The sequence below is a fragment of the Frateuria aurantia DSM 6220 genome, from assembly GCF_000242255.2.
GTDB classification, from domain to species: domain Bacteria; phylum Pseudomonadota; class Gammaproteobacteria; order Xanthomonadales; family Rhodanobacteraceae; genus Frateuria; species Frateuria aurantia.
This window is the reverse complement of the sequence record NC_017033.1, coordinates 52,599-68,141: the sequence shown is the minus strand read 5'-3', so window position 1 is coordinate 68,141 and position 15,543 is coordinate 52,599. Positions and strand designations below refer to the sequence as shown.

The window sequence follows — 15,543 nt, the reverse complement described above, 5'->3', positions numbered from 1 at the left end:
GCAGGCCCGTTCAGGCCCGCCGTCAAGCTTGCATGGGCTGAACCGACTCCGACTTCAGCCTGCCTTGCCTGCCGGCGGCGAAATCTTCATCTCGGCGGGCGTCAGGGTCTTGCGGATCCTTGCCACCTGGGAAGCATCGACTGCCGAAGCACGATTGCCCCAGCTGGCGCGGATGAAGCTGACCACGCCGGCCACCTCCGCATCGCTGAGCCGCCAGCCGAAGGCAGGCATGGTGAACGTCGAGGGCGCCTTGCCGGTCGCACCCAAGGTGCCGCCCGCCAGCACGATATGAATCAGGGATGCGGGATCCTCTCCCATCACCACCGGATTGCCGCCCAGCGCCGGAAACACACGCTGGTAACCCGTACCATCGGTGCGATGACAGGCGGCACAGCTGTCAATATAGGTCGCTGCGCCGACCGCCTTGTCATCGCCATGCCACAAGGCCTTGCCTGCCGCGTCGTCAGCCACGAAGGCCTGATCTCCTGCCGTTGCAGGGGGGAGCGACTTCAGATAGGCAGCAATCGCGTCCAGATCCGCCTCATTCATGTACTGGCTGCTGTGCCCGACCACATCGCTCATGCCGCCAAAAGCGGCGCTGTGGTCATTGCGTCCGCTCTGCAGAAACGCCTTGAGCTGCTCCTGACTCCAGCGGCCCAGACCGGTACGCTGCTCACCGCGAAGACTGCTTGCGATCCAGCCATCGATAGGCTGGCTGCTGCCGGCCAGGAAACGGCTGCCGTCCGCCGCCGTCATGGCCTGCTCCTGCATGGTGATGGCACGCGGCGTATGGCAGGCACCGCAGTGGCCCAGACCCTCGACGAGATAGGCGCCACGTGCGATCTGGGGCGAAGCCGACGCCGGTGCAGCCGGCACGCCCACGCTCGGTGCAAACAGCTTGCGCCACAGGGCCAAGGGCCAACGCATCGACAATGGCCAGGGAATGGCGCTGTCGCGGTTGGCCTGGGCTACCGGCTTCACCCCATGCATGAAGTAGGCATACAAGTCACGCATGTCCTGATCGCTGACGGCCGCATACGAGGGATAGGGCATCGCCGGATACAGACTGGAGCCATCCTTGCGGATGCCCTGTCGCACGGCGCGCTCGAAATCCTCGTAACTGAAACGACCGATGCCATGCTCGGTATCCGGAGTGATATTGGTACTGTAGATGGTGCCGATCGGGGTCGCCATGGCAAGTCCGCCGGCAAATTCCTTCCCGTCTCTGGACGTGTGACAGGCTACACAGTCACCGACCTTGGCCAGGTACGATCCCCGAGCCACGGCATCGGCCGAGTCTTCGGCCTGGGCCGCTGCGGTCAGGGTCATGCCGGCCAGCAAGATGGCCGCGAACAGGGGTTTGATCAACGACGACATATGCTTCATGCCTGCACCATGGCCCCGGGGTTCTTCAGATACTTCTCGCGAATGGCCCGTGCCGCCCAATAGGCAAGCGCCGCCACCGTGCCGGTCGGGTTGTAGCCCAGGCCCTGCGGAAAGGCCGATGCGCCCGGGACAAACACATTCGGCACATCCCAGCTCTGCAGATAACGGTTGAGTGCACTGGATTTCGGGTCGGATCCCATGATCACGCCACCATTGAGATGGGTGGTCTGGTAACTGGCAGCATCGAAATGATCGCCGAAATTCTTGACCGCCACCGATACCGCCTTGGGGCCCATCCGCCTGGCGATTTCCTCGAGTTTGGCCGCCATGAAGCGAGTCATCTTGATATCGTTTTCCTGCCAGTCGAAGGTCATCCGCAACAGAGGCTGACCGAAGGCATCCCGGTAAGTGGGATCCAGATCCAGATAATTCTGGCGGTAGGACTGGTGCGCGCCATGGGCATCCATCGATACCTGGTGAGTGAAGTAATCGGCAGCAGCCTGCTTCCAGGCACTGCCCCAGGCCGGAGTGCCTGGCGGCACCGACATCGCGCCGATCGGACGGTTGCCGGCCTGATTCACCCACATCGGCGAACCGCCGACAAAACCCAGCGGACCATGATCGAACTGATCGGCGTTGAAATCATCAATCGCAATACCGTTGCCGCCGGCACCGATAAACGGATTGGTATGCTGATCCTTGTCGAAGAAGGCCTTCACCGTGGCCATGTTCTGGTAGGCGAAGTTCTTGCCGATGACGCCCTCGCCGGTTTTCGGATCATAAGGCCGGCCGATGCCCGACAGCAGCATCAGATGTACGTTGTGGAACTGGAAGGCACTGACCACCACGATATCGGCCGGCTGGATCATCTCCCGCCCTTGCGCATCGACATAGGTCACGCCGGTGGCCATTTTCTTGTCGGCCGCCAGATTGACCTTCAGCACGTGCGCATGCGTCCTGAGCTCGAAGTTCGGCTGCTGCCGCAGCGCCGGCAGGATGTTCACGTTCGGCGAGGCCTTGGAGTACATGTAGCAGACGTAGCCGCTGCAGTAACCACAGAAATTGCAGGGCCCCATCTGCGCGCCATAGGGATTGGTATATGGCCCGGACGTATTGGCCGAAGGCATGTTGTAGGGATGATAGCCCAGCTCGCTGGCGGCCTTGCCGAACAGCTGCGCCGACCAGGTGTTCTTCTGCGATTCCAGAGGAAAGGGACTGGAACGGTCGGGCGCCAGCGGATTGCCGCCCTTGCCGGCACCGACGATCTTGCCGTTCACCGTCCAGGCCTGGCCCGAGGTGCCGAATACCTTTTCGGCAAAGTCGTAATACGGCTCCAGCTCTTCATAGCTGACACCGAAATCCTGGATCGTCATATCGGCGGGGATGAATTTCCTGCCGTAGCGCTCCTCATAATGGCTGCGCAGACGCAGCTCGACCGGATCGACCCGAAAATGTACCCCGGACCAGTGCAGGCCGGCGCCTCCGACACCGTCACCCGGCAGAAAGGCCCCCAGCTGCCGGTACGGCATGGCTGTATCGGCCGACGTGTGCCGGATTGTGACCGTGCTGCGAGACAGATCCTGATACAGCTTTTTGCGGATGCTGTAAGTCAGCTCATCCACCACCTGGGGATAAGCGCCATCCGGGCTGGTATCGCGCATCGCGCCGCGTTCCAGCGCTACCACGTTCAGACCGGCCTCGGTCAGTTCCTTGGCCATGATGGCGCCGGTCCAGCCAAAACCGACAATCACGGCGTCCACTTTCTTCAATACGGTTGCCATCGTGTTCAGCCCCTTGCACCATCAATTGACACCGGCGGAAACGGGTAAGCCTCGTTGCGCTCGACCCAGTCCATGAAATCCGCTCGTGCGCCAGGAAACCCCACCAGTGTCCAGCCCACCATGTCCTTGTTGCCTCCATGGATAGGGTCGCAGAAAAACCCCTCGCGAGTGTTCTGCAGCAGCAGCGCAAAAAACGTCTTGGCCGGTACCTGCTCGAAAACCACCTCGCCGGCTTCCAGCTTCTTCAGCCAGGCAATCTGGTCGGACTCGTCCAGTTCAGCGAATGTTTTGCCGGTCGTCTGCTTGATGGCCGTCTCTGCCGCCGAGATTCCCAGACGGTAGACCTGCTGGGGCACCAGTTTCAGCTGGTAGCCCATCGTCGCCGGGGCATCGGCATGAAAGGGACCGTGCATGTACCACAAAGCGCCGGAGGCATAAGGCGTCAGCATCTGCCGATCGATGAATTCCGGGACACCGGCCTCCAGCGCCCCGGCTCCCAGCTGGTCGGCAGGAATCAGCCGGCTGGTGGCCGCATGAATGAACGCCCACTCGGCATCGCTGAAGAAACGTGGGTGATACTTCTGATCATGGCCGGCCGAGGCCTTGCCCGCGCCGGGCTCAATGCCGGAGGGCGATGCAGCGACGGAGCAGCCACCCAGCGTCACGACAGGCAGCAGGCTCAAGGAACTGCGCAGGAAGTGACGCCGGCTGCCCGGCGGATCGACGAGTGACATATGGCCCCCAAGGGAAATTGGATCGATTCAAAGTGCAGCGACATAGTAACACAGGCTCTTGCACACCCACCTTTCATGCTCGCCGGCAAGCGCTTGTTGCGACTGGGATTGCCCAGTTTTCAAACCTTTCGGCGTTGAACCACTTGGCTGATCAGCGACATCATGACACTATGCGCCGATCACTTATATCGATCCAACGTCCCCAGCCCGGATCGGCGTTTGCCTTGCAGGGCATTATCGTTTTCACTGCAGCTCACGCCCACCGCTGGCTACGCCGGGCCGGGCCCTCTGCTTGTAGAGACATGGAACTTATGCGACTGAATCTGCTTATCGGGCTGGCCATGGCCGGCACCCTCTCCGCTCTGCCCGGAATATCCATGGCCAACGACACGACCACGCCACTGCTGGTAGGCAGCTATACCGGCGCCAGCAGCAAGGGTATCTATGTCTACGACTTTGATACCCGCAGCGGCAAGATCAGCCCGGTGCCGAGCCAGATCGTGCCGGCCAGCAATCCGTCATGGCTGACCTTCTCCAGCAATCGTCATTACCTGTATGCCGTGAATGAAAATGGCGACGGCCCGGGCCAGATCGAGATCTCGGGCCGGGTCACCTCGTTCTCGGTCGATCCGCAGAATGGCCACCTGACCCAGCTCAACCAGGTCCAATCGCTGGGCTCCGAACCGACCTATTCGTCACTCAGCATCGACGGGCGCTATCTTTTTGTCGCCAATTATTCGGTATCTTCCGACCCTGGCGGCACCCTCGCCGTTATTCCGGTCAAGGCCGATGGGCAGCTGGAGCCGGTGGTGCAAATGAAGACCCACCGGGCCAGCCATGTCAACATGGATCGTCAGCTGTCGCCCCATGTCCATTCCGCGATCATGTCGCCAGATGGGCAGTTCGTCTTTGCGCAGGACCTGGGCGCCGATCGCATCTATGTCTACCAGTACGACCCGCAAGCGCATCCGGACGCACCGCTGCGTGCCTACGCCGCCCAGCCGGAAGTGCGTCTGCCACCCGGTTCCGGTCCGCGCCACCTGGTCTTCTCTGCTGATGGCAAGCATGCCTACCTGACCCTGGAGATGGTGGGCAAGGTGATGAGCTTCGACTATGCCAACGGTATGTTGACCCGCAAGCAGGAAATCCCGCTGGCTGACGAGGACTTCAAAGGCAAGAATGGCGGCGGAGCGCTGCACCTGAGCCCGGATGACCGTTTTCTCATCGTGACCAATCGCGGTACCGACAATGAATTCATCGTCTATGCCGTGGATCCTGACTCGGGGGCGCTGAGCTTCAAATCCCGTCGCTCGGTCGAAGGTGTCGAGCCGCGCGAATTCACCTTCGATCCCAGTGGACACTTCTTGCTGGTCGCCAACCAGAAAAGCAATGCGATTGTCGTCTTTGCGGTCAATCTCAAGACCGGAGTCATCGGCAAGCAGATCCAGTCGCTGCCGTTCAGCCAGCCCTCGGATCTGAAGTTCCTGAGCCGATAAACATATTGTGCCGCGATGCTTGAGGGGGCTGCAAATGCAGCCCCCTCAAGCATTCGATAGCCCGCTCCGGGAAGACAGTCGAGGCCACATCCAGGCCAGAACGAACAAGGTCGGCGCAATCGATACCGTGCTGAGGATGAAGAACGGCGTATAGCCCCAGGTCTGGACCAGATAGCCGGAAATACCTCCCACCAGCTTGCCGGGCAGAAAAGCCAGCGAGCTCAGCAGCGCGTACTGGGTCGCCGTGTACCGGCGGTCCGTCAGCCCGGACATAAAGGCAACCAGTACCGTTCCCGAAAAGCCCTGGGAAAAATTGTCGCCCGATATCGTCAGCATGAAGGTCCATAACTGGCCCGGATAAAGCGACATCAGGATAAACAGCAAATTCGACAGTGCCAGCGCCACAGCGGCAATCACCAAGGCATGACGCATCCGCCACACGGCTATCGCGGCGCCGCCGACAAAAGCTCCCGCAATGCTGATCCAGACGCCGTAGACCTTGGAAACGGTGGCAATATCCTTCGGCGAGAAACCGCAGTCCAGATAGAACGGACCGGCAATCACGCCAAGCATCTGGTCGGGCAATTTGAAAAGACCGACGAAAGCCAGCAACCCAAGACCGAGCGGCCATCCATACCGCTTGAAGAACTCGCTCAAGGCCCGCAGCATGCCAGCGTCCGCCTTCTCCATCGATGCCCTCGTCATCTCGGGTTCGGGCACCCTGAGTGTCGTCAGCAGAGGCAGCAGCATCAGACCGGCCATCAGCCAGTACGCACTCTTCCAGCTGCTTGCGGAAGCCATATACAAGGCCACTGCCCCGCCGCAGATCAGCCCCAGACGATAGCCCAGCGTACTGGTCGCCGCCAGAGCCCCCTGAGCCGACTCGGGACCTATTTCGATGCGATAGGCATCGATCATCACATCCTGCGTGGCTCCGGCGAGGGCCGTCATCATCACCAGTCCCAGAAACAGGCCTACCGAGTGCAGGGGACCGATGCTTCCCATCGCCGCCAGGCCAGCCACCAGAACCAGCTGTGCCGCACACAACCAGCCGCGACGCCGTCCCAGCCGGCCAAACAGCGGCAGCCGCCGACTGTCCAGCCAGGGTGCCCACAGGAACTTGAACTGGTAGAGCAGTCCGATATAGCTGACCAGACCGATGGGCCCCAGCGCCCATCCAGCCTCCCTCAACCAGATCGACAAGGTGTAGCCGATCAGCAGATAGGGCAGGCCGGATCCGAATCCCAGCAGCAGCAAGGGCACCGCGGCGGGAGCGGCGAACCTCGACTGCATTCGCTGTCTCCAGGATGGATGGACCTCTCCCGTCACTCGGCGTAATCCACACTGAAAGGCGCATGATCGGAGAAGCGCTGATCACGATAGATCGAGCAGGCCTGCAAACGCTCCTTCAGGCCTGCGGAAACGATCTGGTAATCGATCCGCCAACCGACATTGTTGGCTCGGGCCTGACCGCGATTCGACCACCAGGTGTACTCCACCGCATCGGGCTTGATCGCGCGAAAGCTGTCCACCCATCCCTGCTCGTCGAACAACAGGTCCAGCCAGGCCCGTTCTTCCGGCAGGCAGCCGGAATTTTTCTGGTTCGAAGTCCAGTTCTTGATGTCGTTGCGGGTATGCACGATATTCCAGTCGCCGCACAAGACATAGTCTCGGCCGCTGGCCGCCCACTCCTTGAAGATCGGCGTCAGCCATTCCATGATCCTGAACTTGTACTGCTGTCGCTCGTCACCGGATGAGCCTGAAGGAATATAAAAGGAAACCACGCTCAGATTGCCGAAGCGGGCCTCGATATAGCGGCCCTCCTCGTCGAAGTCTTCCCGACCCAGCCCTGTGCGTACCTCGTCCGGTTCACGCCGTGCATAGATCGCGACACCGCTGTAACCCTTCTTCGTGGTCGCGTCACGGTAGAAGCAGTGGTAGCCCTCCGGGCGGAACTGCGCATCGGAAAGCTGGGCTTCCTGGGCCTTGGTTTCCTGAATGCAGACCACGTCGGCCTGCTGCTCCCGCAGCCAGTCGAAGAAGCCCTTGGTTCCCGCCGAACGGATACCGTTGGCGTTGAAACTGATGATGCGCATATGAATTCCGGATCAGATCAAGCACCTCATCATAGCAATCCCCTCCGACATGGTCGCCTCCATACCCATGCCTTGCAGAATGGTGAACACGCCTGGATCGCGGCGCGGCCGAAGCCTGAATTCATCCACAGCACCCCACTTGCTCACAAGTCATGCACAGAAAACCTGTGGATAAGTCTGATGGCCGAATTGAAGGGCTGGATATCCCCGCCAAGGCAGCGGCCGCGACAAGCGCATCCTGACACAGCATCCGATGCAAGGCTTATCATGGCCCCAACCGTCACGGCCTGGCTTGCAGGCCATCCAACGAGAAATCTCAAGTGCACGCATATCAACGCGAATTCATCGAACTGGCCCTGCAGCGCGAAGTCCTGCGCTTCGGCGAGTTCACCCTGAAATCCGGCCGGCAGAGTCCATATTTCTTCAATATGGGCCAGATCAACAGCGGCGCTTCTCTGGCCCGCCTGGGTCGCAGCTACGCTGCCGCCGTCGAACGCTCCGGCTTGGACTTCGACATGCTGTTCGGTCCCGCTTACAAAGGCATCGCCCTGGCAGCCGCCACCGCCATCGCCTTTGCCGACCAGCTTGATCGGGATATTCCCTGGGCCTACAACCGCAAGGAAGCCAAGGCCCACGGCGAGGGGGGCACCTTGGTGGGCGCCCCCCTCAAGGGCCGCGTGCTGATCGTCGACGACGTGATGACCGCTGGTACCGCGGTGCGGGAGTCACTGGCTCTGATCGAAGCGCAGGGCGCCACTGCGGCCGGTGTGCTGATTGCCCTGGATCGCCAGGAAAAAGGCAAGGGCGAGCTGTCCGCCGTCCAGGAAGTGGCGCGCGACTACGGCATTCCGGTGATCGCCATCACTTCGTTGAATGATGTGCTGACCTACGCCAGCGAACGCCCCGATCTGGCGGCCGAGCACGACCGGCTGGTCGCTTACCGTCAGCAGTACGGGGTCTGAACTCGCTCAGCCTGCATCACGGATGCAGGCTGACTGACGTCGCACGCAGAGGTTCCGGCCATACCTTATTGCCGGAGAGCTCAAGGCTCCGTGACAGGGATCGGCTTGACCAGTTTGAGTGTCCAGAACGGCCCCGGATAAACTGGAATATCCACTTCCTGTCCGGGGCAAGCCTGTTGATAAACCTGTGCATAATATGGGAATGACAAGTCCGGCCAGGCGCTCATTCGCCAGTTGGCAGGCAGACCGTAGAGCAAGGTGATGGCCAGCGCCGTTGTAGCCACCCAATGCAGCAGCCGATCTTTCCCCATGGCCAGCACCAGCAGGGCCGCGTAAAACGCCAGGACCGGCAGAAAGGCATAGCGGGCGCCGGCGGCCGGCATCAGATAAACCTGCCACTGCGGCTGATCCGCGCTGATCTGCGGCAGAATCAGGGACGAGACAAAGACCATCATGCCCAGCCCGATCACTGCTCTGGCCAGGATCGAACCGCGCAGGAAGCCGAGCAGCAGGATCAGCGCGCCCGACAGCGATATCAGCAAGCTCGGCCACCACGCTGCCCAGGCCACCGAGACCGCCATCATCGCGGGCCTCATGCCGAACAAGGATGCCAGCACCACCTTGCTGGCAAACAGGCGCAGCAACAATCCGGGGCTGGCCCCGAGTCCGGATGTGAAGCGGTCACCCTGACCATGATGAAGGATCAGCAGGCTGCCCTGAACCATGGCGCAGACCAGGATCAGCGCCGCGAGGCCCAGCGCACGCCTGTCGCCCCGGCACCAGGCCAACATCACTGCAATGGGCGCCAGAAATACCGAAAAAGGGCCGCTCAACGAGGCCAGCGCCAGCAGCACGCCATCGAACACGCGCATGCAGCGCAAGGATGAACGCGGAAAGACCAAAATCATCGTGGCGGCCAGCACCAGATGCCAATGGATATTGGTGACATTGGCATGCACCTCGGCGGAAAACGGGTGCCCCAGGTACAAAAGGCTGATGATGAGCCGCAACCAGGGCCTAGGCAGCAAGGCTCGCCCACGAGAGGTGTACAGCAGCAGCACCGGCAAGACCTGGAAGACGATGGCACAGGCATTGAACAGCAGCGGGGCGTAAACCAGAGGCACGCCCTGTGCGAGCGCACCGATCAGACGGGACACGGTCTGCAGATAGCCATTCTGCTGCATCAGCAAAGGCCGCCACCACTCCGATTGATGCGCCTGAAGAAACCAGTAGCGACCGTCTTCGGCCCAGAACTGCGCATGAAGCACCGCATCGGGTCGCCTGGATACCACCAGCAGCACACTCAGACCGGCTACCAGGCACAACCACCCGAACGGCCGGGCAAGACGCTGCATCGCTGACGGTGAAGACATTCCTGTTCTCCTTGCGTCTGGTCATCCATGAAGGCCATTGCACTTATCTTGCCATAGCGTGTCGGCGGACAGGTATCCGCGCATTGCCTGCCGCAGCCTTGTCTCCATGGCCACGGCAGACAAGGCTGTTCGCACGAGACGGCAACTGGTCCGGAGCGCTTAGCAGCACCAAGCTTGCTGACGGCATCCAGGGACCGGACGGGGAAGGCGGCCTGCCACCATCGACGAGCATCGCTGTTTCGTGCGACGGTCATCGAAAGCGGGGCCGGGACTGTCGAGGATGGATAGCCATCCATCCGTTTTTGCACCCAAATCGCGGGCAAGAAAAAACCCCCGTCTACTGACGAGACGAGGGTTTTTGGGATGAAGCCCCTGGCGGTGACCTACTCTTGCATAGCAAGCTACACTACCATCGGCGCAACTGCGTTTCACTTCCGAGTTCGGGATGGGATCGGGTGGGACCACAGCGCTATAGCCGCCAGGGAAAGGGTGTGAACAGCGCGACACGCGCCAGTTCAGCAACTTTGAAGAGTCCTGCCATGGATGGCAGGTTTTTGCTCTTCCGCGGAACGGATTCCGCGTTGAATAAGATTGTAAACGAGTGACAAGCGTCGAGGTGAAATGTTTCTTGAGGCAACGTTTAGGCAAACGAAGCGTCTTGGGGTTATATGATCAAGCCTCACGGCTCATTAGTATGAGTTAGCTCAATGCATTGCTGCACTTCCACACCTCACCTATCAACCACCTAGTCTAGATGGTGCCTTTAGGAGCCTTAAAGACTCGGGATATCTCATCTTGAGGCGCGCTTCCCACTTAGATGCTTTCAGCGGTTATCGCTTCCGTTCGTAGCTACCGGGCAATGCCATTGGCATGACAACCCGAACACCAGCGGAACGTCCACTCCGGTCCTCTCGTACTAGGAGCAGCCCCTCTCAAATATCCAACGCCCACGACAGATAGGGACCGAACTGTCTCACGACGTTCTGAACCCAGCTCGCGTACCACTTTAAATGGCGAACAGCCATACCCTTGGGACCGACTACAGCCCCAGGATGTGATGAGCCGACATCGAGGTGCCAAACACCGCCGTCGATATGAACTCTTGGGCGGTATCAGCCTGTTATCCCCGGAGTACCTTTTATCCGTTGAGCGATGGCCCTTCCATACAGAACCACCGGATCACTAAGTCCTACTTTCGTACCTGCTTGATCCGTCGATCTCGCAGTCAAGCACGCTTATGCCTTTGCACACAGTGCGCGATGTCCGACCGCGCTGAGCGTACCTTCGAACTCCTCCGTTACTCTTTAGGAGGAGACCGCCCCAGTCAAACTACCCACCATACACGGTCCCTGACCCGGATTACGGGCCGAGGTTAGAACGTCAAGCACTTCAGGGTGGTATTTCAAGGATGGCTCCACCAGAACTGGCGTCCTGGTTTCAAAGCCTCCCACCTATCCTACACAGAAGAACTCAACGTTCAGTGTAAAGCTATAGTAAAGGTTCACGGGGTCTTTCCGTCTTGCCGCGGGAACGCTGCATCTTCACAGCGAATTCAATTTCACTGAGTCTCGGGTGGAGACAGCGCCGCTGTCGTTACGCCATTCGTGCAGGTCGGAACTTACCCGACAAGGAATTTCGCTACCTTAGGACCGTTATAGTTACGGCCGCCGTTTACTGGGGCTTCGATCAAGAGCTTCGCCTTGCGGCTGACCCCATCAATTAACCTTCCAGCACCGGGCAGGCGTCACACCCTATACGTCCACTTTCGTGTTTGCAGAGTGCTATGTTTTTGGTAAACAGTCGCAGCGGCCAGGTTACTGCGACCCCTCTCAGCTCAGTGACGCACGTCACCACCAAAAGGGGCGCACCTTCTCCCGAAGTTACGGTGCCATTTTGCCTAGTTCCTTCACCCGAGTTCTCTCAAGCGCCTTGGGATTCTCACCCTGCCTACCAGTGTCGGTTTACGGTACGGTTTTTCTCAAGCTGAAGCTTAGTGGCTTTTCCTGGAAGCGTAGTATCAGTCACTTCGCCCAAAAGGGCTCGTCTCGGTGCTCGGCATAGAGGGTCCCGGATTTGCCTAAGACCCATGCCTACCGCCTTTCCCCGGGACAACCAACGCCCGGTAGACCTAACTTTCTCCGTCCCCACATCGCACTTGAGAAAAGTACTGGAATATTAACCAGTTTCCCATCGACTACGCATTTCTGCCTCGCCTTAGGGGCCGACTCACCCTGCGCCGATGAACGTTGCGCGAGGAAACCTTGGGCTTTCGGCGTGGGGGCTTTTCACCCCCATTATCGTTACTCATGTCAGCATTCGCACTTCTGATACCTCCAGCAGACTTTACAATCCACCTTCGCAGGCTTACAGAACGCTCCTCTACCGCGTGCACATAGTGCACACCCCGATCTTCGGTGCATAGCTTAGCCCCGTTAAATCTTCCGCGCAGACCGACTCGACCAGTGAGCTATTACGCTTTCTTTAAAGGATGGCTGCTTCTAAGCCAACCTCCTGGCTGTCTATGCCTTTCCACATCGTTTTCCACTTAGCTATGACTTGGGGACCTTAGATGCGGGTCTGGGTTGTTTCCCTTTTCACGACGGACGTTAGCACCCGCCGTGTGTCTCCCGTATATCACGTGCTGGTATTCGGAGTTTGCCATGGTTTACTAAGTCGCGATGACCCGCTAGCCATAACAGTGCTCTACCCCCAGCAGTGTTCGTACGAGGCGCTACCTAAATAGCTTTCGAGGAGAACCAGCTATCTCCGAGTTTGTTTAGCCTTTCACTCCGATCCTCAACTCATCCCCATCTATTGCAACAGATGTGGGTTCGGTCCTCCAGTGCGTGTTACCGCACCTTCAACCTGGTCAAGGATAGATCACTCGGTTTCGGGTCTACTGCCTGAGACTATGCGCCCTATTCAGACTCGATTTCTCTTCGCCTCCCCTATACGGTTAAGCTTGCCACAGACAGTAAGTCGCTGACCCATTATACAAAAGGTACGCAGTCACCCCGAAGGGCTTCCACTGCTTGTACGTATACGGTTTCAGGATCTATTTCACTCCCCTCTCCGGGGTTCTTTTCGCCTTTCCCTCACGGTACTTGTTCGCTATCGGTCAGTCAGGAGTATTTAGCCTTGGAGGATGGTCCCCCCATGTTCAGACAGGGTTTCACGTGCCCCGCCCTACTCACTTATCATCCCATGCACCCTTTCGCCTACGGGGCTATCACCCGCTACGGCCAGACTTTCCAGACTGCTCGGCTAAAATGCACAGAACTTTTGGGCTAGTCCGCGTTCGCTCGTCGCTACTGACGGAATCTCGGTTGATTTCTTTTCCTCCGGGTACTTAGATATTTCAGTTCCCCGGGTTCGCTTCGTACACCTATGTATTCAGTGCACGATACTGCTTGCGCAGTGGGTTTCCCCATTCGGACATTACCGGATCAAAGCTTATTGCCAGCTCCCCGATACTTTTCGCAGGCTGTCACGTCCTTCATCGCCTCTGACTGCCAAGGCATCCACCGTATACGCTTAGTCGCTTGATCATATAACCCCAAGTCGCCTCAGGATTACAGTCCAAACTCCTCGTATTGCCTTAACACTTGCCTCGGTTCACAGTTTCGAACCAAGACGCTTGTCACTCGTTTACAGTTTTTCAATGAACACCGGGAAGGCCTCAACGCCAGCCGGTTTCTAAAAATCAAATCTTTGTATGCGCTTATGTCTACATATCCGTGTCGCGTGCAGCTTTTCGGTACCACTGGTGGAGCCTGTCGGGATCGAACCGACGACCCCCTGCTTGCAAAGCAGGTGCTCTCCCAGCTGAGCTAAGGCCCCAATAATGGTGGGTCTGGGAGGACTTGAACCACCGGCCTCACCCTTATCAGGGGTGCGCTCTAACCACCTGAGCTACAGACCCAAAAGCTTTGTGACCCGGATCCTTTCGGATCGGTGTCATGCATGCGGTTACATGCGGATATGCAGGTGCCTTGTGTGGGCGTCTTGGATGACCGGCGTACTGTCATCTCGAAAGGAGGTGATCCAGCCGCACCTTCCGATACGGCTACCTTGTTACGACTTCACCCCAGTCATGAACCACTCCGTGGTCGTCGTCCCCCTTGCGGTTAGACTAACGGCTTCTGGAGCAGCTCACTCCCATGGTGTGACGGGCGGTGTGTACAAGGCCCGGGAACGTATTCACCGCGGCATAGCTGATCCGCGATTACTAGCGATTCCGACTTCACGAAGTCGAGTTGCAGACTTCGATCCGGACTGGGATCGGCTTTCTGGGATTGGCTCCACCTCGCGGTATTGCAACCCTCTGTACCGACCATTGTAGTACGTGTGTAGCCCTGGCCGTAAGGGCCATGATGACTTGACGTCATCCCCACCTTCCTCCGGTTTGTCACCGGCAGTCTCCTTAGAGTTCCCACCATTACGTGCTGGCAACTAAGGACAAGGGTTGCGCTCGTTGCGGGACTTAACCCAACATCTCACGACACGAGCTGACGACAGCCATGCAGCACCTGTGTTCTGATTCCCGAAGGCACTCCCGTATCTCTACAGGATTCCAGACATGTCAAGGCCAGGTAAGGTTCTTCGCGTTGCATCGAATTAAACCACATACTCCACCGCTTGTGCGGGCCCCCGTCAATTCCTTTGAGTTTCAGTCTTGCGACCGTACTCCCCAGGCGGCGAACTTAACGCGTTAGCTTCGACACTGATCTCCGAGTTGAGACCAACATCCAGTTCGCATCGTTTAGGGCGTGGACTACCAGGGTATCTAATCCTGTTTGCTCCCCACGCTTTCGTGCCTCAGCGTCAGTGTTGATCCAGATGGCCGCCTTCGCCACTGATGTTCCTCCCGATCTCTACGCATTTCACCGCTACACCGGGAATTCCACCATCCTCTATCACACTCTAGCTTGCCAGTATCCATTGCCATTCCCAGGTTGAGCCCGGGGATTTCACAACAGACTTAACAAACCGCCTACGCACGCTTTACGCCCAGTAATTCCGATTAACGCTTGCACCCTTCGTATTACCGCGGCTGCTGGCACGAAGTTAGCCGGTGCTTATTCCTCAGGTACCGTCAGTTCCGCCGGGTATTAACCGACAGCGTTTCGTTCCTGATAAAAGTGCTTTACAACCCGAAGGCCTTCTTCACACACGCGGTATTGCTGGATCAGGCTTGCGCCCATTGTCCAATATTCCCCACTGCTGCCTCCCGTAGGAGTCTGGGCCGTGTCTCAGTCCCAGTGTGGCTGATCATCCTCTCAGACCAGCTATCGATCGTCGCCTTGGTGAGCCATTACCTCACCAACAAGCTAATCGAACATCGGTCCGTCCAACCGCGCAAGGTCCGAAGATCCCCTGCTTTCTCCCGTAGGACGTATGCGGTATTAGCGTAAGTTTCCCTACGTTATCCCCCACGTCTGGGTAGGTCCCGATGTATTACTCACCCGTCCGCCACTCGCCACCCACAGAGCAAGCTCTGCTGTGCTGCCGTTCGACTTGCATGTGTTAAGCATACCGCCAGCGTTCAATCTGAGCCAGGATCAAACTCTTCACTTGAAGTTTTTGATTGGCATTATTGCTAATACCTATCGATTCTTTCTGAAGCGTTGAACCTAACCGTAAAACGTCACATTTGAATTGACTCTTAGGTTAGACGCTTGCAAATTTTGGACAGCGTTTTATCGCCGACCATCG

At 58.5% G+C, this 15,543-nt stretch carries 8 protein-coding genes, 2 tRNA genes and 3 rRNA genes; 2 read left to right on the top strand and 11 right to left on the bottom strand.

What is annotated here, in order from left to right:
• Nucleotides 1-54: 54 nt before the first annotated feature.
• Genes FRAAU_RS00280 through FRAAU_RS00270 form a run of 3 tightly spaced genes read right to left on the bottom strand, consistent with a single transcriptional unit; the run spans nucleotide 55 to nucleotide 3,901 of the window.
• On the bottom strand, nucleotides 55-1,386 hold the full coding sequence (locus FRAAU_RS00280) for a cytochrome c (RefSeq protein WP_217176236.1): 1,332 nt from the start codon (nucleotides 1,384-1,386) through the stop codon (nucleotides 55-57).
• Nucleotides 1,383-3,167 carry a GMC family oxidoreductase gene (locus FRAAU_RS00275; protein WP_014401564.1) on the bottom strand — a complete coding sequence of 595 codons (1,785 nt, stop codon included), beginning with the start codon at nucleotides 3,165-3,167 and terminating at the stop codon, nucleotides 1,383-1,385. The genes FRAAU_RS00280 and FRAAU_RS00275 overlap by 4 nt, the downstream gene beginning before the upstream one ends.
• A gap of 5 nt (nucleotides 3,168-3,172) precedes the next feature.
• Nucleotides 3,173-3,901, bottom strand: a complete 729-nt coding sequence (locus tag FRAAU_RS00270; protein ID WP_014401563.1) for a gluconate 2-dehydrogenase subunit 3 family protein — start codon at nucleotides 3,899-3,901, stop codon at nucleotides 3,173-3,175.
• A 302-nt stretch (nucleotides 3,902-4,203) separates the two neighbouring features.
• Here FRAAU_RS00270 and FRAAU_RS00265 point away from each other — a divergent pair, with 302 nt between their 5' ends.
• Entirely contained in the window at nucleotides 4,204-5,397 is a 1,194-nt protein-coding gene (locus FRAAU_RS00265) for a lactonase family protein (protein ID WP_245546416.1), read from the top strand.
• Nucleotides 5,398-5,442: 45 nt separating this feature from the next.
• Here the strand turns inward: FRAAU_RS00265 and FRAAU_RS00260 are convergent, their stop codons facing one another.
• Nucleotides 5,443-6,690: an AmpG family muropeptide MFS transporter gene (locus FRAAU_RS00260; protein WP_014401561.1), complete on the bottom strand. Its 1,248-nt coding sequence runs from the start codon at nucleotides 6,688-6,690 to the stop codon at nucleotides 5,443-5,445.
• Nucleotides 6,691-6,722: 32 nt separating this feature from the next.
• Nucleotides 6,723-7,493, bottom strand: a complete 771-nt coding sequence (locus tag FRAAU_RS00255; protein WP_014401560.1) for an exodeoxyribonuclease III — start codon at nucleotides 7,491-7,493, stop codon at nucleotides 6,723-6,725.
• A 320-nt stretch (nucleotides 7,494-7,813) separates the two neighbouring features.
• On the opposite strand from FRAAU_RS00255, the gene pyrE reads away from it, so the two are divergent.
• The gene (pyrE, locus tag FRAAU_RS00250; RefSeq protein ID WP_014401559.1) at nucleotides 7,814-8,455 is read left to right on the top strand and encodes an orotate phosphoribosyltransferase; all 642 of its coding nucleotides are present in this window, start codon (nucleotides 7,814-7,816) and stop codon (nucleotides 8,453-8,455) included.
• Between the two features lie 80 nt (nucleotides 8,456-8,535).
• On the opposite strand, the gene FRAAU_RS00245 is transcribed toward pyrE, so the two are convergent.
• The 6 genes from FRAAU_RS00245 to FRAAU_RS00220 form a co-directional block, all read right to left on the bottom strand.
• Nucleotides 8,536-9,828, bottom strand: a complete 1,293-nt coding sequence (locus FRAAU_RS00245) for a hypothetical protein (protein ID WP_014401558.1) — start codon at nucleotides 9,826-9,828, stop codon at nucleotides 8,536-8,538.
• A gap of 370 nt (nucleotides 9,829-10,198) precedes the next feature.
• A 5S ribosomal RNA gene (gene rrf, locus FRAAU_RS00240) occupies nucleotides 10,199-10,311 on the bottom strand.
• Nucleotides 10,312-10,496: 185 nt separating this feature from the next.
• Nucleotides 10,497-13,376, bottom strand: a 23S ribosomal RNA gene (locus tag FRAAU_RS00235).
• Nucleotides 13,377-13,592: 216 nt separating this feature from the next.
• Nucleotides 13,593-13,668 (bottom strand) — tRNA-Ala (locus tag FRAAU_RS00230).
• Nucleotides 13,669-13,673: 5 nt separating this feature from the next.
• Nucleotides 13,674-13,750 (bottom strand) — tRNA-Ile (locus FRAAU_RS00225).
• A 110-nt stretch (nucleotides 13,751-13,860) separates the two neighbouring features.
• Nucleotides 13,861-15,405, bottom strand: a 16S ribosomal RNA gene (locus FRAAU_RS00220).
• Together the 16S, 23S and 5S rRNA genes with 2 tRNA genes alongside form the textbook arrangement of a ribosomal RNA operon.
• Between the last annotated feature and the right edge of the window lie 138 nt (nucleotides 15,406-15,543).